This is a genomic window from Pseudomonas sp. PDM31, from assembly GCF_019218965.1.
Taxonomy (GTDB): domain Bacteria; phylum Pseudomonadota; class Gammaproteobacteria; order Pseudomonadales; family Pseudomonadaceae; genus Aquipseudomonas.
The window spans coordinates 125,366-149,244 of the sequence record NZ_JAHUWS010000011.1 but is presented as its reverse complement, the minus strand read 5'-3'; the positions used below and the strand labels follow the sequence as shown (position 1 = coordinate 149,244).

Annotated in this window: 22 protein-coding genes; 9 read left to right on the top strand and 13 right to left on the bottom strand. The window is 61.9% G+C overall.

Features of this window, described 5'->3' with window-relative positions; all coding sequences use genetic code 11:
* Positions 1-56: 56 nt before the first annotated feature.
* Together KW839_RS21530 and KW839_RS21525 are read left to right on the top strand one after the other, a co-directional pair.
* The gene (locus KW839_RS21530; protein WP_218425449.1) at positions 57-1,166 is read left to right on the top strand and encodes a DUF3182 family protein; all 1,110 of its coding nucleotides are present in this window, start codon (positions 57-59) and stop codon (positions 1,164-1,166) included.
* Positions 1,156-1,914, top strand: a complete 759-nt coding sequence (locus KW839_RS21525) for a S9 family peptidase (RefSeq protein ID WP_060543201.1) — start codon at positions 1,156-1,158, stop codon at positions 1,912-1,914. Before KW839_RS21530 ends, KW839_RS21525 begins: the two co-directional genes overlap by 11 nt.
* 146 nt (positions 1,915-2,060) lie before the next feature.
* On the opposite strand, the gene KW839_RS21520 is transcribed toward KW839_RS21525, so the two are convergent.
* Genes KW839_RS21520 through KW839_RS27730 form a run of 4 tightly spaced genes read right to left on the bottom strand, consistent with a single transcriptional unit; the run spans position 2,061 to position 5,444 of the window.
* Entirely contained in the window at positions 2,061-3,047 is a 987-nt protein-coding gene (locus tag KW839_RS21520) for a lysylphosphatidylglycerol synthase domain-containing protein (RefSeq protein WP_060543202.1), read from the bottom strand.
* Complete coding sequence (clsB, locus tag KW839_RS21515) at positions 3,044-4,327, bottom strand: cardiolipin synthase ClsB (protein ID WP_218425448.1); 1,284 nt, start codon at positions 4,325-4,327, stop codon at positions 3,044-3,046. The genes KW839_RS21520 and clsB overlap by 4 nt, the downstream gene beginning before the upstream one ends.
* Positions 4,324-5,121 (bottom strand): endonuclease/exonuclease/phosphatase family protein, encoded by a 798-nt coding sequence (locus KW839_RS21510; protein ID WP_218425447.1) that lies wholly within the window; start codon positions 5,119-5,121, stop codon positions 4,324-4,326. The genes clsB and KW839_RS21510 overlap by 4 nt, the downstream gene beginning before the upstream one ends.
* Positions 5,118-5,444, bottom strand: coding sequence for a hypothetical protein (locus KW839_RS27730; RefSeq protein ID WP_256352782.1), 327 nt, complete (start codon positions 5,442-5,444; stop codon positions 5,118-5,120). The genes KW839_RS21510 and KW839_RS27730 overlap by 4 nt, the downstream gene beginning before the upstream one ends.
* 417 nt (positions 5,445-5,861) lie before the next feature.
* Here KW839_RS27730 and KW839_RS21500 point away from each other — a divergent pair, with 417 nt between their 5' ends.
* A complete protein-coding gene (locus KW839_RS21500) occupies positions 5,862-7,988 on the top strand; it encodes a mechanosensitive ion channel family protein (protein WP_060543205.1) in 2,127 nt (708 codons plus the stop codon).
* Between the two features lie 19 nt (positions 7,989-8,007).
* Here the strand turns inward: KW839_RS21500 and KW839_RS21495 are convergent, their stop codons facing one another.
* On the bottom strand, positions 8,008-12,324 hold the full coding sequence (locus KW839_RS21495; protein WP_218425446.1) for a DEAD/DEAH box helicase: 4,317 nt from the start codon (positions 12,322-12,324) through the stop codon (positions 8,008-8,010).
* A gap of 217 nt (positions 12,325-12,541) precedes the next feature.
* On the opposite strand from KW839_RS21495, the gene KW839_RS21490 reads away from it, so the two are divergent.
* Complete coding sequence (locus KW839_RS21490) at positions 12,542-13,426, top strand: sugar nucleotide-binding protein (protein WP_218425445.1); 885 nt, start codon at positions 12,542-12,544, stop codon at positions 13,424-13,426.
* On the top strand, positions 13,419-14,348 hold the full coding sequence (locus KW839_RS21485; protein WP_218425444.1) for an NAD-dependent epimerase/dehydratase family protein: 930 nt from the start codon (positions 13,419-13,421) through the stop codon (positions 14,346-14,348). Before KW839_RS21490 ends, KW839_RS21485 begins: the two co-directional genes overlap by 8 nt.
* Positions 14,349-14,735: 387 nt before the next feature.
* On the opposite strand, the gene KW839_RS21480 is transcribed toward KW839_RS21485, so the two are convergent.
* The 5 genes from KW839_RS21480 to KW839_RS21460 form a co-directional block, all read right to left on the bottom strand.
* The gene (locus KW839_RS21480; protein WP_060543209.1) at positions 14,736-15,434 is read right to left on the bottom strand and encodes an OmpW family protein; all 699 of its coding nucleotides are present in this window, start codon (positions 15,432-15,434) and stop codon (positions 14,736-14,738) included.
* A 212-nt stretch (positions 15,435-15,646) separates the two neighbouring features.
* Positions 15,647-16,165: a DUF3299 domain-containing protein gene (locus KW839_RS21475; RefSeq protein ID WP_218425443.1), complete on the bottom strand. Its 519-nt coding sequence runs from the start codon at positions 16,163-16,165 to the stop codon at positions 15,647-15,649.
* Between the two features lie 11 nt (positions 16,166-16,176).
* Complete coding sequence (locus KW839_RS21470; protein WP_218425442.1) at positions 16,177-17,442, bottom strand: ABC transporter permease; 1,266 nt, start codon at positions 17,440-17,442, stop codon at positions 16,177-16,179.
* Between the two features lies 1 nt (position 17,443).
* The gene (locus tag KW839_RS21465; RefSeq protein ID WP_218425441.1) at positions 17,444-18,154 is read right to left on the bottom strand and encodes an ABC transporter ATP-binding protein; all 711 of its coding nucleotides are present in this window, start codon (positions 18,152-18,154) and stop codon (positions 17,444-17,446) included.
* Positions 18,155-18,193: 39 nt separating this feature from the next.
* A complete protein-coding gene (locus tag KW839_RS21460; protein ID WP_218425440.1) occupies positions 18,194-18,784 on the bottom strand; it encodes a DUF2796 domain-containing protein in 591 nt (196 codons plus the stop codon).
* Positions 18,785-18,919: 135 nt separating this feature from the next.
* Here KW839_RS21460 and KW839_RS21455 point away from each other — a divergent pair, with 135 nt between their 5' ends.
* Positions 18,920-19,261 (top strand): hypothetical protein, encoded by a 342-nt coding sequence (locus KW839_RS21455; RefSeq protein ID WP_218425439.1) that lies wholly within the window; start codon positions 18,920-18,922, stop codon positions 19,259-19,261.
* Positions 19,262-19,338: 77 nt separating this feature from the next.
* Here the strand turns inward: KW839_RS21455 and trxA are convergent, their stop codons facing one another.
* The 3 genes from trxA to KW839_RS21440 form a co-directional block, all read right to left on the bottom strand.
* The gene (trxA, locus tag KW839_RS21450) at positions 19,339-20,211 is read right to left on the bottom strand and encodes a thioredoxin (RefSeq protein WP_218425438.1); all 873 of its coding nucleotides are present in this window, start codon (positions 20,209-20,211) and stop codon (positions 19,339-19,341) included.
* Between the two features lie 99 nt (positions 20,212-20,310).
* A complete protein-coding gene (locus tag KW839_RS21445) occupies positions 20,311-20,967 on the bottom strand; it encodes a methyltransferase (RefSeq protein ID WP_218425437.1) in 657 nt (218 codons plus the stop codon).
* Complete coding sequence (locus KW839_RS21440) at positions 20,964-21,428, bottom strand: YbaY family lipoprotein (protein WP_060543216.1); 465 nt, start codon at positions 21,426-21,428, stop codon at positions 20,964-20,966. Before KW839_RS21440 ends, KW839_RS21445 begins: the two co-directional genes overlap by 4 nt.
* 118 nt (positions 21,429-21,546) lie before the next feature.
* On the opposite strand from KW839_RS21440, the gene nrdR reads away from it, so the two are divergent.
* Genes nrdR through KW839_RS21425 form a run of 3 tightly spaced genes read left to right on the top strand, consistent with a single transcriptional unit; the run spans position 21,547 to position 23,854 of the window.
* Complete coding sequence (gene nrdR / locus KW839_RS21435) at positions 21,547-22,011, top strand: transcriptional regulator NrdR (RefSeq protein WP_003228656.1); 465 nt, start codon at positions 21,547-21,549, stop codon at positions 22,009-22,011.
* Positions 22,008-23,141, top strand: coding sequence for a bifunctional diaminohydroxyphosphoribosylaminopyrimidine deaminase/5-amino-6-(5-phosphoribosylamino)uracil reductase RibD (ribD, locus tag KW839_RS21430; RefSeq protein WP_218425436.1), 1,134 nt, complete (start codon positions 22,008-22,010; stop codon positions 23,139-23,141). The genes nrdR and ribD overlap by 4 nt, the downstream gene beginning before the upstream one ends.
* 47 nt (positions 23,142-23,188) lie before the next feature.
* Complete coding sequence (locus KW839_RS21425; protein ID WP_060543218.1) at positions 23,189-23,854, top strand: riboflavin synthase; 666 nt, start codon at positions 23,189-23,191, stop codon at positions 23,852-23,854.
* Positions 23,855-23,879: the final 25 nt, after the last annotated feature.

The window sequence follows — 23,879 nt, the reverse complement described above, 5'->3', positions numbered from 1 at the left end:
CCTGATCTCTGCACCCCTCCATCTACATCCATCAAGCGCCAATTGAAGGGGGATGCATGACCCCAGCGAACCGCAAAAAATTGGTAGTTGCCCATTCGGTGCTGCCCGATGCGCCGCTACACGAAGTCGAAACCAATCGCGCTTTGGCGCGCTGGCTGGCGCAGGTACTAGGGCTCAAGTACGGCGGTAGTTACGACATGGAGCAGCACAGCGGGCGGGATCTTTACCTGTTGCCGACCCAGACTCTGGTCGGTGCCGCTGCGGCACGGGAGCTGGGAGTCAAGGGGCCGCAGGATCTGTGGGGCGGCTATGTCGACCACGACTTCATCTGCACCAAAGCCATCAGCCACGGTTTACTCAATCGCCACGCGCATGCACCGCAGGGGTGGGAGCCACAGTTTTCCGCGCGGGTGCGCAGCGTAGTGCTCGATGGTCTCAGCGTGTTTGCCTTCGACGATGCACGGCCGGCGGCAGAGCATCTGCTGTACACCGGCCCCATTCGCCTCAAGCCGATACATGCCTGCGCCGGGCGAGGTCAGGAAGTGATCAGGAGCCTGGAGGAGTTCGATGCCGTTCTCGCCCGGCCCGAGGCCAAAGCCCTGTTCAGTGAAGGTGTGGTGCTGGAACAGGACCTTCAGGAGGTCATCACCCACAGCGTCGGCCAGAGTTTCGTCGGCGAAAAGGTGCTCAGTTACTGTGGTGAGCAATACTTGACCGAAGACGGTAATGGCGAGCCTGTGTATGGCGGTTCCGACCTGCTGGTGGTGCAGGGGGCTTACGACGATCTGCTCAAGCTTGAATTACCGGAAGACGTGCGTCTGGCGATCCGCCAGGCTCAGGTGTTCGACAGTGCAGCGGATGAAGCGTATCCGGGGTTCTACGCTTCGCGGCGCAACTACGATATCGCCCAGGGCCTGGACAGCAGCGGCAAGCAGCGCAGTGGCGTGCTCGAACAGTCCTGGCGGCTGGGCGGCGCGAGCGGTGCCGAACTGGCGGCCTTGCAGAGCTTCGTCAACGACCCGGGAATGCGCGCGATTCGTGTGTCCTCAGTCGAGACCTATATCGATCAACCGTTGCCGGCAAACGCTATCGAGGTGTATCGCGGTCCGGCAGAGAGCAGTGATTTTCTCCTCAAGTACGTAACGGTTAAATCCTATGACGGCTAGAAGCGAACCCATACAGATCGACATCGACAATGAACAAATGAGCGGGACGTTTCTCAGTCCCAAATCGAAAGTCCCCGGCGTGCTCTTTGTGCATGGCTGGGGCGGCAGTCAGGAGCGCGACCTGGAGCGGGCCAAAGGCATTGCCGGGCTGGGCTGCGTGTGCCTGACGTTCGACCTGCGTGGGCATACCGGCGGCAGCGGTATTCCGCTATCCAGGGTCACCCGTGAAGACAACCTGCGGGACTTGCTGGCAGCCTACGATCGCCTGTTGGCGCATCCGGCGCTGGACACCTCGGCGATTGCCGTGGTCGGCACCAGTTACGGTGGTTATCTGGCCGCGATCCTCACATCGCTCAGACCGGTGCGTTGGCTGGCGCTGCGGGTGCCGGCGTTGTACCGCGACGATAAATGGCATACGCCCAAGCGTGATCTGGACAAGCTGGATCTGCGCGACTACCGCAGCACCCTCGTGCGCGCTGACAGCAATCGTGCGTTGCATGCCTGCGCGGAATTTACCGGGGATGTGCTGTTGGTGGAGTCCGAGACTGACGACTATGTGCCCCATGCGACGATCATGAGTTATCGCGCGGCGTGCCAGCAGACCCACTCGCTGACCCATCGCATCATTGATGGCGCCGACCACTCGCTGAGCGACCCGGTTTCGCAACAGGCCTACACCTCGATACTGGTGGACTGGATTACCGAGATGGTGGTGGGGGAACGGTTGAGCATTATTCAGTCCCATTGAATGGGGGTAAACCTTCGGACGCCTTCGCGAGCAAGCACGCTCCCACAGTGATCCCGGTCGCCACAGTTTCATGTACACCCATTAACCCTGTGGGAGCGGGCTTGCCCGCGAAGGGGCCATCAAGAACACCCCAAGAACACCCCGAATCACCCAGGTTTCTTCTCGATCCGCAACGCCTTGGCCTTGGCTTCCACCACCAGATACATCACCAAAGTGATCAACAACGGCAAGATGAAATAAATCGCCCGGTACGCCAGTAACCCCGCCACCAGGCTGCCCCGGGAAGCCTGGTGCTGCAGCAGCGCAACGAACACCGCCTCCAGCACCCCGAGCCCGGCCGGTATATGAGTGATGACGCCGGCGATGGCGCTGATCAACAGCACCCCCAGTACCAGTGGATAATCCAGCTTGCTCGGCAGCAGGGTGAAAATCACCGCGGCCATCAGCGACCAGTTGAGGGCCCCCAGACCCAGTTGCAACACCGCCATGCGCAGGGACGGCAGGTCGATTTCGATCCCGCGGATTGCCCACTCCCGGCGCTTGGCAAAGCGGCAGGCCGCCAGATACCCGGCACTCACCAACAGCAGCAGCGCACCCACGCCCTGCAGCGCACCGGTGCTGAGTTTCCAGCCAGGAGGCATGTGTACCAGGCCGCTACTGAATACCACCCCGGCAATGGTCATGTAACCGAACCAGTTGGTCGCCAGGCTCAGACCGAGGATCTTGGCGATGTTGCTCTTGCTGACCCCCAGCCGTGAATACAGTCGATAGCGCATGGCAATGCCGCCGACCCAGGCACTCAAGTTCAGATTGAACGCATAGCTGATGACACCTACAGGCAGGATCTGCTTCCAGGTCAGGTCCTGACGGATGTAGGTGCGGCCGATCAGATCGAAGCAGGCGTACACAAGGAAACTCACCAGCGTCAGTCCCGACGCGATGATCAAGGTGCGCACCTTGAAATCGGCCAGTGTGTCGAACACTTCGTTCCATTCGATGCGCTGGGCGAGCATGGTGAACAGCACGATCAGCAACAGGAAAAACAACATCGTCAGCGGCCGCTTCCAGCGACTCCAGCGGGACTTGCCCGGTGTCTTGGTCTGGCTCGCCGAGTGGGTGTCGGCGCGGTTCATTGATGTGCGCTCCCATCGGGGCGTGGAACAGGTTTGAGGCGCGGTTTATGCGCCGGCAGCCAGCCGGCCCAGGCCGGAAAGTGGCGCAGGCAGTGGAACACCAGAAAGCCTACGGTCATGTGCCATACCCGCCCACGCGGTGCGATCTCGGGTGACATTATTTTGCAGTGGTGATCGCTGAGGTCTTCGAGTCGCTCGAATAACAGCCGATTGAAGCTGCGGTCCCGGATCAGCACGTTGGCTTCCAGGTTCATCGACAAACTCAACGGGTCCAGATTGCTTGAGCCAACGGTGCTCCAGTCTTCGTCTACCAACGCAACCTTGCCGTGTAGCGGACGGTCGCAGTACTCGTAGATTTTCACCCCGGACTTGAGCAAGTAGTCGTAGGTCATGCGCGCCGCGAGTTTGGCCACCAGCATGTCCGGCTGGCCCTGCAGGATCAGCCGCACATCGACGCCACGGCGTGCGGCGTTGCGGATCTCGCGCAACAGCCGGTAACCCGGAAAAAAATAGGCGTTGGCAATCACCACGCGCCGTTGCGCCAGCCGCAGTACCTGGCGGTAGACCTCTTCGATATCGGTGGGGTGTTCGCCGTTGTCGCGAAACACCAGCCGTACCTGTCCATCATGCTCAGTGAAGGCCAATTCCGAGCGCCGCTGCCTGCGCCGTTGCCACCAGTATTTGGCCCGCACCGGACGACCGCATTGCAGCAGGGCAAAGTGATGAATGTCGGCCACCGCCGGGCCTTGCACTTCAACGGAATAATCCTGCTTGGCCTCGGGACCGAAATCGGCCAGATGGTCGGCGGAAAAGTTGATTCCGCCGATGAACGCGATGGTGCCGTCCACCACTACGATCTTGCGGTGCAGGCGGCGGAACCAATTGGTGCGGATGCCCAGACGTTTCGGAGCCGGGTCGAACATCTGCAAATGCACGCCAGCCGCGCTCAAGGCTGAGAGAAAGCCACTACTGAGTTCGCCGCAGCCAAAGCCATCGAGGCTGACCGTGGTGCGTACGCCCCGTTGCGCGGCTTCGATCAGGATCTGCTGCAGTTCGTTGCCGACCTTGTCCTCGAACACAATGAAGGTTTCCAGAAGGATTTCACTCTGGGCCTGACGCAGCGCTTCGAACACCCGGGGAAAATACTCTTCGCCGTTTTCCAGCAGTTCAACCCGGTTACTGCCTTGCCAGCCGTACTCGACATCGACTGCTGTCGGCATTTGCAGCGGCGGAGCAGGGATGTGCTGCATCGTGGTTTTTTCCATTGGCTGGCTGCTCATAGCTCAATCTCCACCGAGAGCGGAACGTGATCGGAAAGATGTGACCATGGCCGGGTGGTCAGCACTTGCGGGCGGCTGGCCTTGAGGTTGCGTACGTAGATGCGATCCAGACGTAATGTCGGCATTCGTGCGGGAAAGCTGCGCGCCGGTTTGCCATGGTGTTCGGCAAAGACTTCGCGCAATCCGCAGGGTTTGAGCAGCGCATCGGCGCGCTGGCGCCAGTCATTGAAGTCACCGGCGACGATTACTGGCGTCTGGTCGTGCAAAGCATCCAGGCGTTGCGCCAGCAACTTGAGCTGGGCGTTACGATGGGTTTCGCGCAGCCCCAGATGCACGCAAATGGCATGCACTTCCCGGCCATCCCCGGGCAGGCGCAATACGCAATGCAGCAGTCCGCGGTTCTCGTGGCCACTGATGGAAACGTCGAGGTTGTCGTGGCGAATAATCTGGAATTTCGACAACAGCGCGTTGCCGTGATCGCCCGCCGGATAAACCGCGTTACGTCCATAGGCGAATTGCGGCCAGAGGGTGTCGGCGAGGAATTCATACTGCGGGATCGCCGGCCAATTGTCATAGCGCTTGGGGTGGTGTTCGTGGGTGCCGTGGACTTCCTGCAAAAACACCACGTCGGCCGCCACACCACGCACCGCTTCACGCAACTCCGGGAGGATGAAGCGGCGGTTGAGCGCGGTGAAGCCTTTGTGGGTATTGACCGTCAGTACCGTGAATCGGCGGACCTCGGAGTTGCTCGGAGGCTGAGTGTCAGTCATGCCGACAGGTTCGGGAATACTCATGACAACACGCCCTCAAAGTTTTCGTGGCAGATTTCCACGGCATCAAACATGGGCGTGCACGCTTGCAGTGAGGTGTGGTCGTTTACCTGGGCTTCGTGCTGGCGGGCGAGGGCGGCGGCCGGATCGGCACCCCGGGGGAGTGGCTCGAAACAACGATCAATTTGTTCAGTATTGAATATAAAATCGCGCGCAAACGGCCAAAGGCTGATGCCCGCCCGCGAGGCGAATAGCAATTCGCGCTTGTGGGTCAAACCCTTCGGGTAGTAGTCGCCCCGCCAAGGCATATAGTGCCAACCTGAAATACCCATATGAATTGCCGTCATGCCGCCTCCGGTGGGACTGGCCCTGTTTTTGAAGGACTGTCGGGTGGTGGCGAAAGTTTCGATGGTGCTACGGACGGTACTGCTCCAACGGTAGGAACAAGGTTTGTGGCGAGGGGGCTTGGCGAAACACAGCATCGTCCCGTTGGACTGCGCAGCCGTCCCCAATATCTGGATACTCTGTGGTCAGTTAGAACCCGATTTTTTGAATATTGGTGGGGGCGCTTCGCGCCCCAACGGGGGCAAGCCCCCTCGCCACAAGGCCCGCTGCTGCAGAGGCCATCGATGCCAGTGACGATCGCTTGCGGGCCATGCGTGGTAATGTCTGCCCCGAACGATAGGGCCGCTGCGGGCAATGTCCGAACTTGCCCGCCGTTTCCCGATCAGTTGCTTACAGTCACAGCCAAAGGAGCGGTTGCCTTGATTAAGCTCAAGACCGTGATACTACTGGGGGCGTTAGTGTTCCTGGGCAGCGAGGAGCTGGAAGCGGCAGCCATACCGGGGCTGCCGGGCGCTAGCACCGCGGCACCACAGGCACACCCTCAACCGCTGGTGCAAGGTGGGCTGCTCGGCGCCATCAGTTCAAGCATCGACGAGGTGCAGCAAAAGCTCGACCTCAACGAAAACCTGCTCGACGCCTGGCGCCTGCGCGCCGATCGCGCGGTCGACGAAGCGGATGAACTGGTCAATCAGCCCTCGGCCCGCTCGAGCTGGAGTGTCGTCAGGGACTTTATGCTGCTGACCTGCGTCTGGGTCGGCACTTTCGCCGTGCTCTGGCTACTCGGCCGGCAAGCCGCCCAACGCCTCTGCGAGCACCGCCTGCTGCTTAGCCGGGAGCGTGGCCAGGCCTTGCTCGGTTATGTATTGCCGTACACCCTTCCAGCATTGGCCAGTTTGCCGCTGACGATTTATACCAGTCAGTTTTTACCGGTTTCAGCCGGGCGGGCGCTGGCGCTGTGTCTTGCCTATGCGACCAGCGCCGGGATCTTTGCCGCATCGTTGGTGATGTCCCTGGTGGTGCTGTTCAACACCGGTCACAAGCGTCGGGCAGTGCAGATCATCCACCAGCACAGTCCCCGACCCTTGTTCGGCATCGGCTTTCTGGTGGCCCTGAGCGACGCCCTGACCAGCCCGCAGATTGCCCATCAACTGGGCAACAACCTGACCAGCAGTATCGCGGTGTTCACGGGCCTTGCGGCTTCGATTTCCTTCGGCCTGCTGGTCATCCGCATGCGTCGGCCTGTGGCCCACGTGATCCGCATTCTGCCGCTGGCCCAGCGCACCCGCCAACCGGCGCTGCGCGAAACCCTGCGGATCTTTTCCGGGCTCTGGTACTGGCCGATCCTGTTGATGGTGCTGGTCTCGATCATCAACCTGATCGGCATTGGCGATGACAACCAGCAAGTGTTGCGCAGCGCGTTGTTTACCACGGTGTTGCTGATTGCCACGGTGTTTCTCAGTACCACGCTGCATCACCTGTTCCGATCCCGTAATGAGTCAGATCCGCGTCGCAGCAGCGCCTATAAAGAACGATTTCTCAACCTTTCCCATGCCTTGCTGCGGATCGCCATGGCCATCGTGTTCATCGATATTCTGGGGCGGATCTGGGGCGTGTCGCTGTTCGAGTTTGCGGTGAGCAATGCAGTGGGTCGGGCAATCAGTGATTCGCTGAGCCACATCGGTTTGATATTCCTGGTGACCTGGATGGTCTGGGTTGTGCTCGACACGGCGATTCAGGAAGCCCTGAAGCCATCGGCCAACAAACGCTCGGCGCGCCAGCCGAGTACGCGGGTGAAAACCATCCTGCCGTTGTTGCGCAACGCGATCAAAATCATCCTGGTGGTGATCTGCGCCATCACCACCATGGCCAACCTGGGCATCAATGTCGCGCCGTTCCTCGCCGGTGCAGGGGTCATCGGCTTGGCGATCGGTTTCGGTTCCCAGCAACTGGTGCAGGATGTGATTACCGGCCTGTTCATCATCATTGAAGACACCCTGTCCATCGGCGACTGGGTGGTGCTCGACTCCGGCCACGCCGGCACCGTCGAAGGCCTGACCATCCGCACCTTGCGCCTGCGCGATGGCAAGGGCTTCGTGCATTCGGTTCCGTTCGGCCAGATCAAGGCTGTGACCAACCAATCGCGGCAGTTCGCCTACGCCTTCTTCTCGGTGCAATTCACCTACGACACCGATGTCGACAAGGCCATTGCCCTGATTCGCGAAGCCGGGCACTCCATCAGCGACGATCCCTTCCTCAAGTACAACCTGCAAGGGCCGCTGGATGTGTTCGGAGTCGACAAGATGGACCTCAACGGAGTGGTGCTGACGGCGCAGTTTCGCACGGTGTCTGGCGGCCAGTACGCGGTGAGCAGGGCGTTCAACCAGCGGTTGAAAAAGCTTGTGGATAACAGCCCCTGGGTGCATTTCGCGCAGACTTATCCACAGCAGGTGCTGGTGCCCAGGCATGCAGTGGAGTCGCCGGAGGAGCATGCGGTTGAGCCGGAGCATTCGGCGGTGTTGATGCCGGATCGGTCGCATTCCCAATAGGGTGGCGACTGCACTGGCCTCAATGCTGGATCAGCTTGCTGCGCACCTCGGCACTGGCCTGCTGATCCAGCTCCAGCCAGAAATGCTGCTGGCCGGCAATCTCGGCAGCCGCCGGCAGGCCATCGCGATACACCAGTCGATTACCGGCCAGCGCCGGCACTTTCGCACCGGGCAAAAGCGTGCCGGCAAGGTTCAGCGGATCAACCCCGCACACCGCGATCAGACTGCCGTCCTTCGGCCGGCGGCGCACTTCGCGCAATAATCCAATCGCCTCTGGCAGGGCGAACTGCTCACCTGCCAAGCCGCTGACAAACCGCCCGCCACGAATCTCGCCCCGGGCCTCCAGCCGGTGGAAAGTACGCAGCAGCTCACGCCAGCTTGGCAACCAGTGCGCCTCACGCTCCAGTAGACGCCAGAACACCACGCCATAGCGGCGCAACAGAGTCATGGCGATGTGCTCAAGCGTGTCGGAAGGCGTAGCCGCCGGACGCTGGTTATCCACAACCGACGCGGCAGTGGTGCGTCGTAACAGGGCCCAACGCCCGGCATCGTCCATGCCCCCGGAAAACGCGCCGCGCCCGCGACGAGTGCTGCGGTTCTGGCGTTTGCTGGCCGGGGTGATCAGCGCCCGCAGACCGGCGAAGCTGTCGGCGTTCACCAGGCCGGCGCCCACCAGTTCCTGCAGGGCGATTTCCAGTTCGGCACGCAGCAGGTGCGCTTCATGGATCAGCTCATCGAAAAACAGCGCGCCATGCTGGCTGAGGGCGGTGTGAACCTTCTGTGCCTTGGGTGACAGTTCGCTGGCTGGCGTCTGTTCGGTCAACCCGCTCCAAAGCCCGACCTGATTGCGAGGCAACAATACAATCGGCGTACTGCGCAGCGCCGTGCTGGCGCCCTTGTTGCTTGCGGTCAGGCGCACCCACACCAGCTTGCCGCTGCGGCACAGTTCATCCAGCCAGCTCGCCGAGTAATCCTTGATGCGCGCTGCCAGGACGTCGCTGTCCCAGGCCGAGGCAGCGGCGGGGTAGCCTTCGAATTGCGCGGCGATAGCCGGCAGCATCTTTGCGCCCTGGCCTTGGGTTGCGGTCGAGACATGCTGCCAGTCGAACAGAAAACGCATGAAGTCCTGCAATGCCACGGGCTCGATTTCCCGACGCAGACGCTTGACCGTATAACGATGAATCCGTGCCAGCAAATGCCGCTCGCACCATTGCTCCTCACTGGCGCCCGGGGTGAAGCGGCCACGCAAAACGTACCCCTCGCGTTCCAGTTGCGCCAGGGCCTGAGTGACTTGCGATGGTGCCATTGCAAGTGGCTCGGCGATGCTGTTCAGCGGTAGCGGGCCGAATGCACTGAGCCGTGCCCGAATTACTTCGAGTACAGCCTCATCCGTGCCCCAGCTTTCGTGGAACCCCGGCGGTGCCTGCAGCGGCGGCGATAAAACCGCCTGTGGATAAATCGCCTGCAGGCAAGTCAGGCGTTCCACGGCCAGCCACACGCAATGGCTGGCGTTGATTTGCAGGCGACAGGCGCGTCCACCTCCGGCCAGGGCGTTGAGCCAATCGAGCCACTGTGCATTGGCCTGGGCCTCGGCATCGGTGATGCACGCCAGGCTCATCAATGCCTCGTGCATTTCATCGACGCCAGTGGGTGCAGGCCAGGCTTCTTCGCGCACGGCGGTGATGGCGTCGGCATCCAGCTTGCCAAGGTCATCGGTCGATTGCGGGTCGCTCCAGCGCCGGTTGAGCACGGCCTGTGTGCGGCGTTCCTCCAGCGGTGCATCGTCAAGAAAGGTGTAGGGGCGTGCGCTGAGAATTTCCGCTGCCAGCGGTGAAGGTGCCGGCAAGTCGCGGCTGATCAGGCGGATATCGCCGCCCTCGATACGACGTAACAACGCGAGCCAGCCTTCAGTGTCCATGGCCTCGTGCAGGCAATCGTCGAGGGTTTGTTCCACCAGCGGATGGTCAGGAATCTCCCGTTCACCCGCGAGGTTTTCCACGCAGGCGATCTGGTCGGGAAACACGCTGGCGATCAGGTCTTCGCTTTTCATCCGCTGGATCTGCGGCGGCACTTTGCGTCCGCCACTGTAACGCGGCAGGGCCAGGGCCACGCCGGCATTCCAGCGCCAGCGCACACCGAACAGCGGCGCATCGAGCACGGCCTGGATCAGGGTGTGTTCGGCGCTGTTGCTGTGCAGGTAGCGCCAGACATCATCGAGTTCAAAACTGTGACTGGTGGACAGTGACAGCACGATGGCGTCTTCGCTGGCGGCGGCCTGCAATTCGAAGTTGAAGGTGCGACAGAAACGCTTGCGCAGGGCCAGGCCCCAGGCGCGGTTGATACGGCTGCCGAACGGCGTGTGGATGATCAGTTGCGTGCCGCCCGACTCGTCGAAAAACCGCTCCATCAGCAGTGTGTCCTGGGAAGGCAGGGCCCCCATGGTCTGCCGCGCCGGGGCCAGGTATTCCACCAGTTGTTCGGCACTGGCGAAGTTCAGGCCGAGGGTGTCGGTCAGCCAGTCGAGGGCCGGTTGCAGGTTGCCCGGCGTGGCACCGAGCAGGTCGTCGAGGTGCGCTTGCAGGCGCGCTACCGCCATCGACAGTTCGGCACTGCGCCCCGGGGCTTCACCGAGCCAGAACGGAATGGTCGGCGGCTGCCCTTGGGCATCTTCGACCCGGACCTTGCCGGTCTCCACGCGCAGGATTCGATAGGAGCTATTGCCCAGCTGGAAGACATCCCCGGCGATGCTTTCCACGGCGAAGTCTTCGTTGACGCTGCCGATGTTCAGCCCTTGGGGCTCCAGCAGCACGCTGTAGTCGGCGTTGTCCGGGATGGTGCCGCCACTGGTCACCGCCGTCAGCTTAGCGCCCCGGCGACCGCGCAGGGTGCGGCTCACGGTGTCGCGATGCAGATAAGCGCTGCGGATGCCCTGGCGACCGTTGTAGCCCTCGGCGAGCATCTGCAGCAGCGCCTGATAATGTTGGTCGTCGAGCCCGGCGTAGGGCGAGGCACGGCGCAGCATTTGCAGCAGAGCCTGTTCCTGCCATTCCTGGCAACTGACCTCGGCGATGATTTGTTGCGCCAGCACGTCCAGCGGTGCCACAGGGATCAACAAGGTGTCGAGTTCGCCCCGGCGCACGCAGTCCAGCAGTGCCGCGCATTCGATAAGGTCGTCGCGGGTCGTGGCGAACAAGCGGCCCTTGGGCGTTCCGCCGACCTGGTGGCCGGAGCGGCCGACCCGTTGCAGGAATCCGGCGATAGAGCGCGGCGAGGATATCTGGCAAACCAGGTCGACGTCGCCAATGTCGATCCCCAACTCCAGCGAAGCGGTGGCAATCAGCACTTGCAGATCGCCGCGCTTGAGCCGCTGTTCTGCGTCCAGGCGAAACTCCTTGGCCAGGCTGCCGTGGTGGGCGGCCACGGCGTCCTTGCCGAGGCGTTCGCTCAGGTGCCGACTCAGGCGTTCGGCCAGGCGCCGGGTGTTGACGAAAATCAGCGTGGTCCGGTGTTGCCGGGCGAGAGCGGCGAGGCGGTCGTAGACCAGATCCCAGACATCGTTGGACATCACCGCCGACAACGGCACGGGCGGTACTTCGATATCCAGATCCCGCGGGCGGGCGTGGCCGATGTCGACGATCTCACAGGGGCGGTCCTGCCCCACAAGAAACCGCGAGACGGCCTCGAGGGGTTTTTGCGTGGCCGACAGGCCGATGCGCAGCAGCGGTTCGGCACACAGGGCTTGCAGGCGCTCCAGGCTCAGGGCCAGGTGACTGCCGCGTTTGCTGGCGGCCATGGCGTGGATTTCGTCGACAATCACCGTGCGCGTGGAACTCAGCATCTGCCGGCCCGAGTCGGACCCGAGCAGCACGTAAAGGGATTCGGGGGTGGTCACCAGGATATGCGGCGCATTCTTGCGCATCGCCGAGCGTTCTTTTTGCGGCGTATCGCCGGTGCGCACGGCGGTGTTGATCTGCAGGGGCGGCAAGCCCATCGCGTGCAGTTGTCCGGTAATCCCGGCCAGCGGGTCTTGCAGGTTGATCTGGATGTCGTTGGACAGCGCCTTGAGCGGCGAGACGTAGACCACCAGGGTTTCGTCGGGCAGGCCGTCGGGGCTTTCCAGGCCTCGGTGCACCAGGTCGTCGATCACCGCGAGGAAGGCGGTGAGGGTCTTGCCGGAACCGGTGGGCGCGGCAATCAGCGTCGAACGGCGCTGGCGAATCAACGGCCACGCGCGGGCCTGGGCTGCGGTGACCGTCGCGAAGGTGTGACTGAACCAGGCGCTGACGGCGGGGTGGAAGCCGTTCAGGGCACTGTCTGCAGGGATGGGCAGGTTCATGGAGCCAGTTATGCGGGTGGGGGGCGCAAGATGCAAGTACCGCTTGGGATCTCCAGTGGCCGGCACGGGCACCGCAAAAGCAGGATAACTACACTTTACGGATGACGGTTGCGCACTAAACCCGCAAAATGCAACGATTCCGGCAATTGACAACGACATCGCCTGTACGCGGTGTCGATATAGCCATCGTTCCAATCAGACTGGGCCTGCTGACTCTATGCGAATGCGCCTTATGTTACTGGGCGGCGGAAATGCCCTTGGGCAGGCGCTGATTCGCCTCGGTGCAGAGGAAGATATCGGTTTCCTCGCCCCCCGCCCGCCGCAAGACGGCTGGGATGCCGCGAGCCTGACGCAACTGCTCGACGACACCCGACCGGATGCGTTGATCAACCTCGCCTACTACTTCGACTGGTTCCAGGCCGAAGCGGTCAGCGAGCAGCGTCTGGCCGGGCAGGAGCGGGCGATCGAGCGTCTGGCCGAGTTGTGCAAGCATCACAATATCGTGTTGCTCCAGCCTTCGAGCTATCGGGTGTTCGACGGCTCCCGCGCCACTGCCTACAGCGAAAAAGACGAACCGGTGCCCCTGGGCCTGCGCGGTCAGGCCCTGTGGCGGATCGAGCAAAGCGTGCGCGCGACCTGCCCACAGCATGTGTTGCTGCGTTTCGGCTGGCTGCTCGACGACAGCCCCGACGGCGCCCTGGGCCGATTCCTCGCCCGCGCCGAAACGCCTGCGGAGCTGTTGCTGGCCGACGATCGTCGCGGCAACCCGACGCCCGTGGATGACGCCGCCCGGGTGATCATTTCCGTGCTCAAGCAACTCGATTGCGCCGCGCCGCTGTGGGGTACCTATCATTACGCCGGGCACGAGGCGACCACGCCGCTGGCGCTGGGGCAGGCAATCCTGACCGAAGCCCGCAACCTGCATACGCTGGCCATTGAGGCACCCACCGCCCAGGCCCACGCCGCGCGTCCGGATGCCGCCGAAGAGCCGCAGCACGCGGTACTGGCCTGCAAGAAGATTCTGCACACGTTCGGCATCAAGCCACGCGCATGGCGCGCGGCGCTTCCCGGTCTACTGGACAGGTTTTATCGGCATGGCTGACGGTCCCGTTTTAATCACCGGTGGTGCCGGTTTCATTGGTTCGCACTTGACTGACGCGTTGCTCGCCAAGGGCCATGCAGTGCGGATTCTCGACGACCTGTCCACGGGCAAGCGCAGCAATCTGCCGCTGGACAATCCCAAGGTCGAATTGATCGTCGGCGATGTGGCCGATGCCGCCCTGGTTGCCCGGGCGATGACCGGTTGCAGCGCCGTGGCGCATCTGGCGGCGGTGGCCTCGGTGCAGGCTTCGGTGGACGATCCGGTGAAGACCCACCAAAGCAACTTCATCGGCTCGCTGAACGTCTGTGAGGCCATGCGTCAGGCTGGAGTCAAACGCGTGCTGTTCGCCTCCAGTGCAGCGGTATACGGCAACAACGGCGAAGGCCAGTCGATCGACGAAGATACGCCTAAAGCGCCGTTGACGCCCTACGCCGTGGACAAGCTGGCCAGTGAGCAGTATTTCGATTTCTACCGGCGCCAGCATGCTCTGGAACCGGTGATTTTCCGTTTCTTCAACATCTTCGGCCCGCGCCAGGATCCCTCCTCGCCGTACTCCGGGGTGATCAGTATTTTCAGCGAGCGCGCGCTGAAAGGCTTGCCGATCACCGTGTTCGGTGACGGTGAGCAGACCCGCGACTTTGTCTATGTCGAGGATCTGGTCGACTTGCTGGTGCAAGCCATCGAGAAACCCCAGGTCGAAGTGGGCGCGGTCAACGTCGGCTGGAACCAGGCGACGACTCTCAAGCAGATGCTCCAGGCCCTTGAAGAAGTAGTCGGCGAGCTACCGCCGGTGAGCTACGGCCCGGCACGCTCCGGTGACATTCGTCATTCCCGGGCCGACAACAGGCGCTTGCTGGAGCGCTTCGCTGCCAGCGAGCAAACCCCCATGAGCGTCGGGCTGGCACGGTTGCTGGGACTGTAGGAGCGAGCATGCTCGCGATGGACTCAAGAACGCGGCGGGGAACCAGACTCCCGCGTTATCGTTAACGACCATCGCGAGCATGCTCGCTCCTACAGGGGAATGCGGTTGACTGTAGGAGCGAGCATGCTCGCGATGGACTCAAGTGCACCACGGGGAACCAGACTTCCCGCGTCATCGTTAACGACCATCGCGAGCATGCTCGCTCCTTCAGGTAGCTATGAATGAAAAAGGCGCCTATCGAAGGCGCCTTTTTCACGGCCGGAATTTGCCACTACAAACTGTGCAATTCCAGTGGCGAGGGAGCTTGCTCCAGGTCGACCCTGTAACGGTCGCCATCAGTATTGAGTCTGCTCGCCACGGCCTCATTCACCACCACGTGAACGTTACTTAGAACTTGTAGCCCAGACCGATCATGTAGACAAACGGATCCACATCCACGTCAACCTTGGCCCGGGTGCCCGGTGCAATGGCGTTGTTTTCCACTGTGGCGGTGGTATCGATGTCGATGTAGCGCACCTGGGCGTTGATCATCACGTTGTCGGTCAACATGTAGTCGGCGCCGACCTGCCAGGCCAGGCCCCAGGAGCTATCCGCCTTGAAGTTGCTGAAGCCGGCGGACTCGGCTCGGCTGCCAACGTGTTCGTCGTAGATGTAGGTGTAGTTGATGCCGCCGCCGACGTACGGTTGGAACTTCGACTTCGGATCCAGCGGGTAATACACCAGGCTCAGGGTGGGCGGCAGCTGTTTGATACTACCGAGTTTGCCGTTGGCTGGGCCCAGCGCGGTGTTCTTGATTTTTACGTCATGTTCGAACGGGGTCGCGGCGAGCAGCTCGATGCCGAGGTGAGGGGTAAGCATGTAGGCAAAGTTCAAGCCCAGCTGCGTGTCGCTGCTCAGGGTTGCCTTGCCACCCAGGTCTGCACCTGCCAGCGGGCCTTGATCGACCTTGACGCTGGAGCTGTCAGCTTCCGGGTCAACGGTGATGGCGCCGGCACGAAGGATGATGTCACCGGCTTCGAAAGCGTTGGCGAGCGGGGCTGCGAGCGCGAGGGCAACCAGCGAAGCGCTGAGCAAGGACTTGTTCATGGGGGGCTCCAGAGGACATTAAAATTTTCTATGCCCAATGGTAGCTCGCTATTTAGTAGTTACCTTGATTTAGCTCAACAAAGTGAACGGGGTTTGTATTTTATTGTGGTTTTGATGAAGCCTTCGTCGGAGCGCCGTCGCACCTGGGCTTAAAGTGGGAGCGGGCTCGCTCGCGAAAACTATTTTCTGAACGACGGCGGACCAATGGGGGCTCACTCCGGCAGCTCATACAGGTAAATCTTGTCCGCCTCCATCTGGTATCCGGCGTCCGCCAACTCGCTTGTAGACGCCTTTACCTGCAACGCACCCTCGATCCAGTACGGCTGATACAGCTCATCGAGTTTCACCCCCACTTCACTTCTGACATGCACGATCTGGTTCGACGGCGGTGGCGGTACGTGAATGCAGGCGCCGAAATACGGCACCAGCAGAAACTCCGTGGTGCGACCTTCCTCACTCACTTCCAGCGGCACGATGTAGCCCGGCAGGCGGATGTCCTGGCCGTCGAGGGCCTTGACCACTGGCGCGTTGGGCATGTCTTGCCTGGCTGCCGGCGCTGACTCGGCCGACAGCGCGCTGCTCATCTGCGAGAGGTCGTGCAGGGGCGTCATGTTCGGCACTTCCTTGGGCGCGTCCGGTGGAATCATTTCCGACCAGGTCAGGTCTTTTGGCTGCGCCGCCCACAGGGGCAGGGCAACCAGCATCAACAGCGCGAGTACAGCGCGGGGCATTTTCAACATCCTCATAAACGGATCGACAAGCCATCGGCCAGGGATTGGCGGTAGGCCCGCCAGGCCGGCACGCTGCCCATCAGCAGCGCGGCGCTCAGGATGCCAGCAAGCAGTGTCCATTCATATTGGCTGGGCCAGGCCAGCGGCAGATACAGACCGTAGTTGGCCTGCACATAACCCTGGGCCGCCGCGATGCACAGGTACAGCAGGGCCACGCCAGCAATCACGCCCGACAGCGCCAGGGCAAAGGCTTCCATCACCAGCAACGTCGCGATGTGCCAGGGGCGAGCGCCCACCGAACGCAGGATCGCCATCTCCCGGCGACGCTCGTTGAGGCTGGTGAGAATCGCCGTGAGCATACCGATCAACCCGGTCAGCACTACAAACAGCGAGACCACGAACAAGGCTTTTTCTGCCGTGCCCATCAAGCTCCACAGCTCCTGCAACGCCACACCCGGCAGGATCGCCAGCATCGGTTCGCCACGGAATTCGTTGATTTCGCGCTGCAGGGCAAACGTCGAAATCTTGTTGTTGAGGCCGAGCATGAACGCGGTAATCGCTTGCGGCGTCAGGTCCATGTTGCGCGCCTGATCAGCGCTGATGCGCCCATCGCCCCGTGCCGGAACGCCGTTGTGCCAGTCGATGTGAATCGCTTCCATGCCGCCGAGGCTGATGTGCAGCGTGCGATCCACCGGGGTGCCGGTGCGCTTGAGGATGCCGACCACGTTGAACGGCTTGTCATCATGTTTGACCAGGCTGATCGCCGCCACACCATGGGCCAGCACCAGTTTGTCGCCGAGCTTGTAGTGCAGTGCCTGGGCGACTTCAGCGCCGAGCACCACTTCGAACGGGTCGCTGGCGAAGGGGCGGCCATCGGCAAGTTCCAGATGTTGCTGGCGCCCGTACTGGTAGTGCTCGAAGTACGCCTCGGTGGTGCCCATGACCCGATAGCCGCGATGGGAATCGCCGAGGGACATCGGGATCGCCCACTTCACCTTCGGGTTATTGGCGAAGTGCTCGAAGCTGTCCCAGCGGATGTTGTTAGTGGCGTTGCCGATGCGGAACACCGAGTACAGCAGCAGGTTCACCGAGCCGGAGCGGGCGCCGACGATCAGGTCGGTGCCGCTGATGGTGCTGGCGAAACTGGCCTTGGCTTCTGTGCGTACACGCTCGACGGCCAGCAGCAGGCACACCGACAGGGCGATGGCGAACGCGGTGAGGATCGCGGTGAAACGGCGGTTAGCCAGGCTGGCCATGGCTAGACGGAACAGATACATCTCAAACCTCTGCGGGCGTGGCGGCGCGATTGAGATCGGCCAGCGACAGGTTGTGATCGAACAGCGGCGCCAGGCTCTGGTCATGGCTGACGAACAACAGGCTCGAGCCGGCTTCGCGGCATTCGGCGAACAGCAGGCGAATGAAGTTCTCCCGGGCGTCGTAATCGAGGGCCGAAGTCGGCTCGTCAGCGATCACCAGTTCCGGCTGACCGATCAATGCCCGCGCGGCCGCGACTCGTTGTTGCTGGCCGATGGACAGCGAATCGGCGCGGCGGCCGAGGATGTTTTCATCCTGCAAACCCAGGTGCGCGAGCAGAGTGGCTGCGGCCTTGTCGACGCTGCCGTGACGCTGCCTGGCCCGTGCGGCACGTAGTTTCGAGAAGTGGCAGGGCAGTTCGACGTTCTCGCGCACTGACAGAAACGGCAGCAGGTTGAACTGCTGGAAAATGTAGCCTGTGTGATCGACGCGAAAGTGATCGCGGGCACCAGCGGACATTTCGCTCAGTTCGTGGCCGAGCAGGCGAATACTGCCGCGATCCGGCTTTTGCACGCCGCCGAGCAGGCCCAGCAGGGTGGTCTTGCCGCTGCCGCTGGGACCTTTGAGAAACAGGGTTTCCCCTCGCTCCAGACGGAACGCCGGGATATCCAGCAAGAGCGGGTGACCGGGCCAACTGAAGCCCAGGTCGGACAGTTCGATGAGTGCTTGGGTCATTTAGCCGATTTCATGAATGTTGATGACCTGTGGGTGTATTCAGAATTTGAGCGCAGCAGCCTTGGCCGTCACTTCAACACCTTGCTGGCCGCCCGGGCCGATTAGTTGTACCTGAATTTTTTGGGTCGCCGGGAACGTGTTGAACACATTCGCCAGGTCCAGTGTTTTCAGAGCATCCGGAACGGCGCAGGTGAACTGGTAGAGCGCGTGGATTTCACTGTGCCCCTGATGGTGCTCGTGGCCAGCTTCGTCCTTGGCGTTTTCATCGTGATCATCGTCGGCATCCTGTTTGGCGCCAAACAACGGGCTTTCCAGTCCCTGGTTGGTCACCACGCAACCTGCGGCTTTTGGCAGATTAAACAGAGCCAACGGTTTATCAAGCTGGGCGCGGGCGGAGGCGACTTTAGCCTTGTCGTCATCGCTGGCGGCAGCATGTTCGAACCCCACCAGATTCATCGCCGGGCTTTCCAGCTCCAGTTCCAGAGTCTGCCCGCTCAACGCCACATTCAGGCGGGCGACGCCGTGTTCATGGGCGCCAAGGCTGCCGTGCTCATGATCATGTTCGTCGGCGGCCTGGGCGACAGCCAGTGGCAACAAGGCAAACGGAAGAGCGAGAAGCAGACGACGCATGGCGATTCTCCGAAAGGTAAAGTGAAGATAATGTTATGTAATCTTATTACATAAGTGCGGAGAGTTTGACCGTCTGCTTGGCGTTGCACAAGTCCCGTGGGAGCATGCACGCAAGAAATGTGCGGGAGCAGACCTATGTTGCGAATTCGCGGAAGCATCGGCGACTGGCCAGTGGATTTGACGCTGGAGATGGATGACAGCGACTGGGCACGCTTGGGCGCGCAGCTGCAGGTGGAGAAAACCGCAGCCAGCGCGCCAACGGCAAAACCGCTGAATCAGGATGACGCCCTGTGGCAGATCGCCAAGGATTTGTTGCGCAAGGCCGGGCAACTCAGCGGGCCGGACTTGCTCGACCAGCTGGAAGGGTTGACCGGCAGTGCGGGGGCGGGCAAGCGCCTTTTGGTGCGGTTGCGCCATAGTCCCGACGTGAAGGTCGAGAGCGGCGGGGATACGCCGCTCTACCGCTGGCTCGACTAATCCGCAAAAAAGCTCGCGGCCTGCGCCAGCTCCTGCAGTATCCGTGTGGGGCTGGCGCAGGCTGCGATCTGTTGATCTTAATAAAGCGCGGCAAACAACTTGCGACGGTAGGTGCCGACCAGCGGGTGGTCGTTGCCCAGCAGCTCGAACACCTGCAGCAAGGTCTTGTGCGGCAAACCTTCGCTGTAGCTGCGGTTGCGCATGAACAACTTGAGCAATGCATCCAGGGCGGCTTCGTACTGTTGACGGGCCAGTTGCTGGATCGCCAGTTGATACACCGCTTCGTCGTCCAGTGGGTCTTTCGCCAGGCGGGCTTTGAGGTCGGCGGCGTCCGGCAAGTCCCTGGCCAGGCCAAGAAACTTGATCTGTGCTTTGGCACCGGCCAGGGCGGCCTTGTGCTCGTCGCTCTTGACCGCATCGAGTACGGTTTGCGCTTCAGTCAGTTCACCGCGTTCGGTCAGGCAGCGGGCGTAGAGGATCAGCGCCTTGGCGTTAGTGTTGTCCTCGCCCAGCAGCACTTTGAGCTGGGCTTCGGCATCGGCGAAGCGGCTGTCGTCGAACAGCGCCTGGGCCTGTTCGAACGGGTCGGCGGCGGCCGGTGGCGGCATTTGCACGTGGGGTTCGAGCAGGGCGCGAACGGCTGACTCCGGTTGCGCACCGGCGAAACCGTCGACAGGCTGGCCATCCTTGAATAGCACCACGGTCGGCAGGCTGCGGATGCCGAAGCGAGCGACGATGTCCTGTTCGAGGTCGCAGTTGACCTTGGCCATCAGCAGTTCGCCCTGATAGCTCTCGGCGATGGCCTGCAGCATCGGCATCAGCTGTTTGCAAGGCGCACACCATTCGGCCCAGAAATCCACCAGCACCGGCTTGTGAAAGGAGTTCTCGATTACTGACTGGTCGAAATCGGCAGTCGTGGCGTCGAAGATGTACGGCGTTGGCTGACTCATGGGGGATCTCGTAAAAGCGTGAATGGGGCAACTATACGGCTTGACGGGGGGCGGCCGGAAGACAGGACACCGATCGTTCCCACGCGTGGGAACTATCAATCAAGGCCGAGAGGCGTGGTACAGGCTTACATGCCGAAATTCGTGTGGCTCGGCCAGATCCGGCAGGGTCATGGCTTCCAGCATCTCGATGCGCCGGTACGGCGGATTACGAAAATCGCGCACCCGTGAATCGGCTACCAACGCTTCCCGGCCGCGACTGAGAAATTCATCCAGCAACGGCAAGTTCGCCCGGTCGTAGAGCACATCGGCTACCAGGATCAAATCAAAGCGATCGGCCTCGGCAAAAAAGTCCGTCGAATAGCTGAGCTCGACATCATTGAGTTCAGCATTCGCCCGACAGGCGGCAATCGCCAATGGGTCAAGGTCACAAGCCACCACTTCCAGCGCCCCGGCCTTCACTGCGGCAATCCCGGCCACGCCGGAGCCGGCACCGAAATCCAGCACGCGCTTGCCCTTGACCCACTCAGGGAAGTCGGCGAGATGACGTGCCACCGCCAGGCCACTGGCCCAGCAAAAACACCAGTAAGGCGGCTCATGCAGGATCCGCCGGGTTTCTTCCGGGCTGAAGGCCCGGTCCATGTTGTCGCCATCGATCAACCACAACTTCAGATCGGTCCCCGGTAATTGACAGGCGACCAGCTGCGCATCACCCAGCAATTCACCCAAAGCCTGTTGCAGGTCGTGCGGTGCACTCATGGCGCTTTGACGAATTGCAATTGGCCCAGCGCCTGGGTGGTCGGCTGGCTAATCAGCTGTGACGGCAGGTGCAGGATCAACTGGCCGGACTGACTGGCGCGGCCACGCAGCTCAACACGGGCACCAACCGGAAACGATTCGGGGTTGAAGCGCAGGTGAAACGGCAGCGCCTGGTTGTTGCCGATCAGGTTGGAACTGGCGAGCAATTGCTGCGGCCGATCTTTTTCGTCGATCACCAGCAGCGCCAGCTCCACTTCAGCCCCTGCCGGCACACCTTGCAGCGTACCGCTCAATTCGCGCTGATACGCCGGCAGTGGGCCGAGATTCGCCGATTCCCGGGCTTTCTTCTGCGCCTGTTCTGGTGCAGGGCCTGGCGTTGGCGGCTGGGGCTTGGGGGCATCGCTGCTGCAAGCGACCAGCAGGCTGAAAAAACTGAGCAAAACGAGTGGTCTCAGGGACATTTGCGGCTCCGGCAAGACGTAATCCATATATAACCAATCTGTATACCGCAAACCCTATGGCTTGTCTTGCCACGGGGATGCGCTACCATGGCCCTCCCTTTTTTTGTTGCCTGCCACCATGCACTGTCCCTTCTGCGGTGCCAACGACACCAAGGTCATCGACTCGCGTCTGGTCGCCGAGGGCGAACAGGTACGCCGCCGGCGTGAATGCCTGGCCTGCGGCGAACGTTTCACGACGTTCGAGACGGCTGAACTGGTGTTGCCGCGCCTGATCAAAACCGACGGCAGTCGCCAGCCGTTCGACGAAGAAAAGCTCCGCGCCGGCATGCAGCGCGCGCTGGAAAAGCGCCCGGTGAGTGTCGAGCGCCTCGAGTCGTCGCTGGTGCACATCAAACACAAACTGCGCGCCACCGGCGAACGCGAGGTCAAATCCCTCGTGGTCGGCGAACTGGTGATGGCCGAGTTGCAAAAGCTCGACGAAGTCGCCTATATCCGTTTCGCTTCGGTGTATCGCCGCTTCCAGGACCTCAACGAGTTCCGCGAAGAGATCGATCGCCTGGCCCGTGAGCCGGTGAAAGAATGACCTCGCCCGCAGAGCTTGCCATCCTCGACGCTCATTTCATGGCCCGTGCCCTGGAACTGGCGCGCAAAGGTCATTACACGACCCACCCCAACCCTCGGGTTGGCTGCGTGATCGTGCGTGACGGGCAGATCGTCGGCGAAGGCTGGCACGAGCGCGCCGGTGAGCCCCATGCCGAAGTCCACGCCTTGCGCGCCGCCGGTGCACAGGCCCGGGGTGCCACGGCCTACGTGACCCTCGAGCCCTGCAGCCACCATGGCCGCACGCCGCCCTGCGCCGATGCGCTGGTCAATGCCGGTGTCGCGCGGGTAGTGGCGGCAATGCAGGATCCGAACCCGGAAGTGGCCGGTCGCGGCCTGCAACGTCTGGCCCAGGCGGGCATCGCCACCGATAGCGGCGTGCTGGAAAGCGAGGCGCGCAAACTCAATCAAGGCTTCCTCAAACGCATGGAGCACGGCTTGCCGTTCGTGCGGGTCAAGTTGGCCATGAGCCTGGACGGTCGTACGGCGATGGAGAGCGGCGAGAGCCAATGGATCACCGGTCCGGCGGCGCGTTCTGCGGTACAACGTCTGCGCGCCCAGGCCAGTGTGGTGCTGACCGGCGCCGACACGGTGCTGGCGGACAACGCCCGTTTGACCGTGCGTGCCGATGAACTCGGTCTGGATGCCGCGCAAACTGCCCTGGCCATGAGCCGGCCGCCGCTGCGCGTATTGGTCGACGGTCGTTTGCGGGTGCCGCTGGATGCGCCGTTTTTCAAGGCCGGCCCGGCGCTGGTCGCCACTTGCGTGGCGGTTGAAGAGCAATACGCCAACGGCCCGGAATGCCTGATCGTGCCCGGCTACGATGGTCAGGTCGACCTGCGTCAGCTGCTGGTCGAACTTGCCGCTCGCGGAGTCAATGACGTGTTGGTCGAGGCCGGCCCGCGTCTGGCCGGAGCTTTTGCTCAGCTCCGATTGGTGGACGAGTTCCAGATTTTCATTGCCGGCAAGTTTTTGGGCTCTTCGGCGCGGCCGCTGCTGGACTGGCCGCTCGTGCAAATGAAGGATGCGCCCGAGCTCAAAATTACCGAAATTCGCGCGGTTGGCGATGACTGGCGGGTCACTGCCATTCCTTCGCCAGCAGCGAGCGTATAATTCCCGGCCATCGCTATAGCGCTGGCCTTGTTCTCGAGGAGAACCCCATGTTCACCGGCATCATCGAATCCATCGGCAGTATTCGTGCATTGACCCCTAAAGGTGGAGATGTGCGGGTCCACGTAGCCACCGGCAAGCTCGACCTGAGCGACGTCAAGCTGGGCGACAGCATCGCGGTCAACGGCGTGTGCCTGACAGCGGTTGAACTGCCGGGCAACGGCTTCGCTGCCGACGTCAGTCGCGAAACCCTCGACTGCACCGCCATGAATGACCTGAAAAGCGGCAGCCCGGTCAACCTGGAAAAAGCCCTGACCCCGACCACTCGCCTCGGCGGGCACCTGGTCAGCGGCCATGTCGACGGCGTGGGCGAAGTGGTTGCCCGTACCGAAAACGCGCGTGCCGTGGAATTTCGCATCCGTGCGCCAAAAGATCTGGCCAAGTACATTGCCCATAAAGGCTCGATCACCGTCGACGGCACCAGCCTGACCGTGAACGCGGTCGATGGCGCCGAGTTCATGCTGACTATCATTCCGCACACCCTGAGCGAAACCATCATGGCGTCGTACCAGCCAGGCCGCCGGGTGAATCTGGAAGTGGACTTGCTGGCCCGTTACCTGGAGCGCCTGTTGCTCGGCGACAAGGCCGCAGAGCCAGCATCGGGCAGCAACATTACTGAAAGCTTTCTGGCCCAAAACGGCTACCTCAAATCCTGAAGCTCTAATTTCGAAAGAAGGGGGG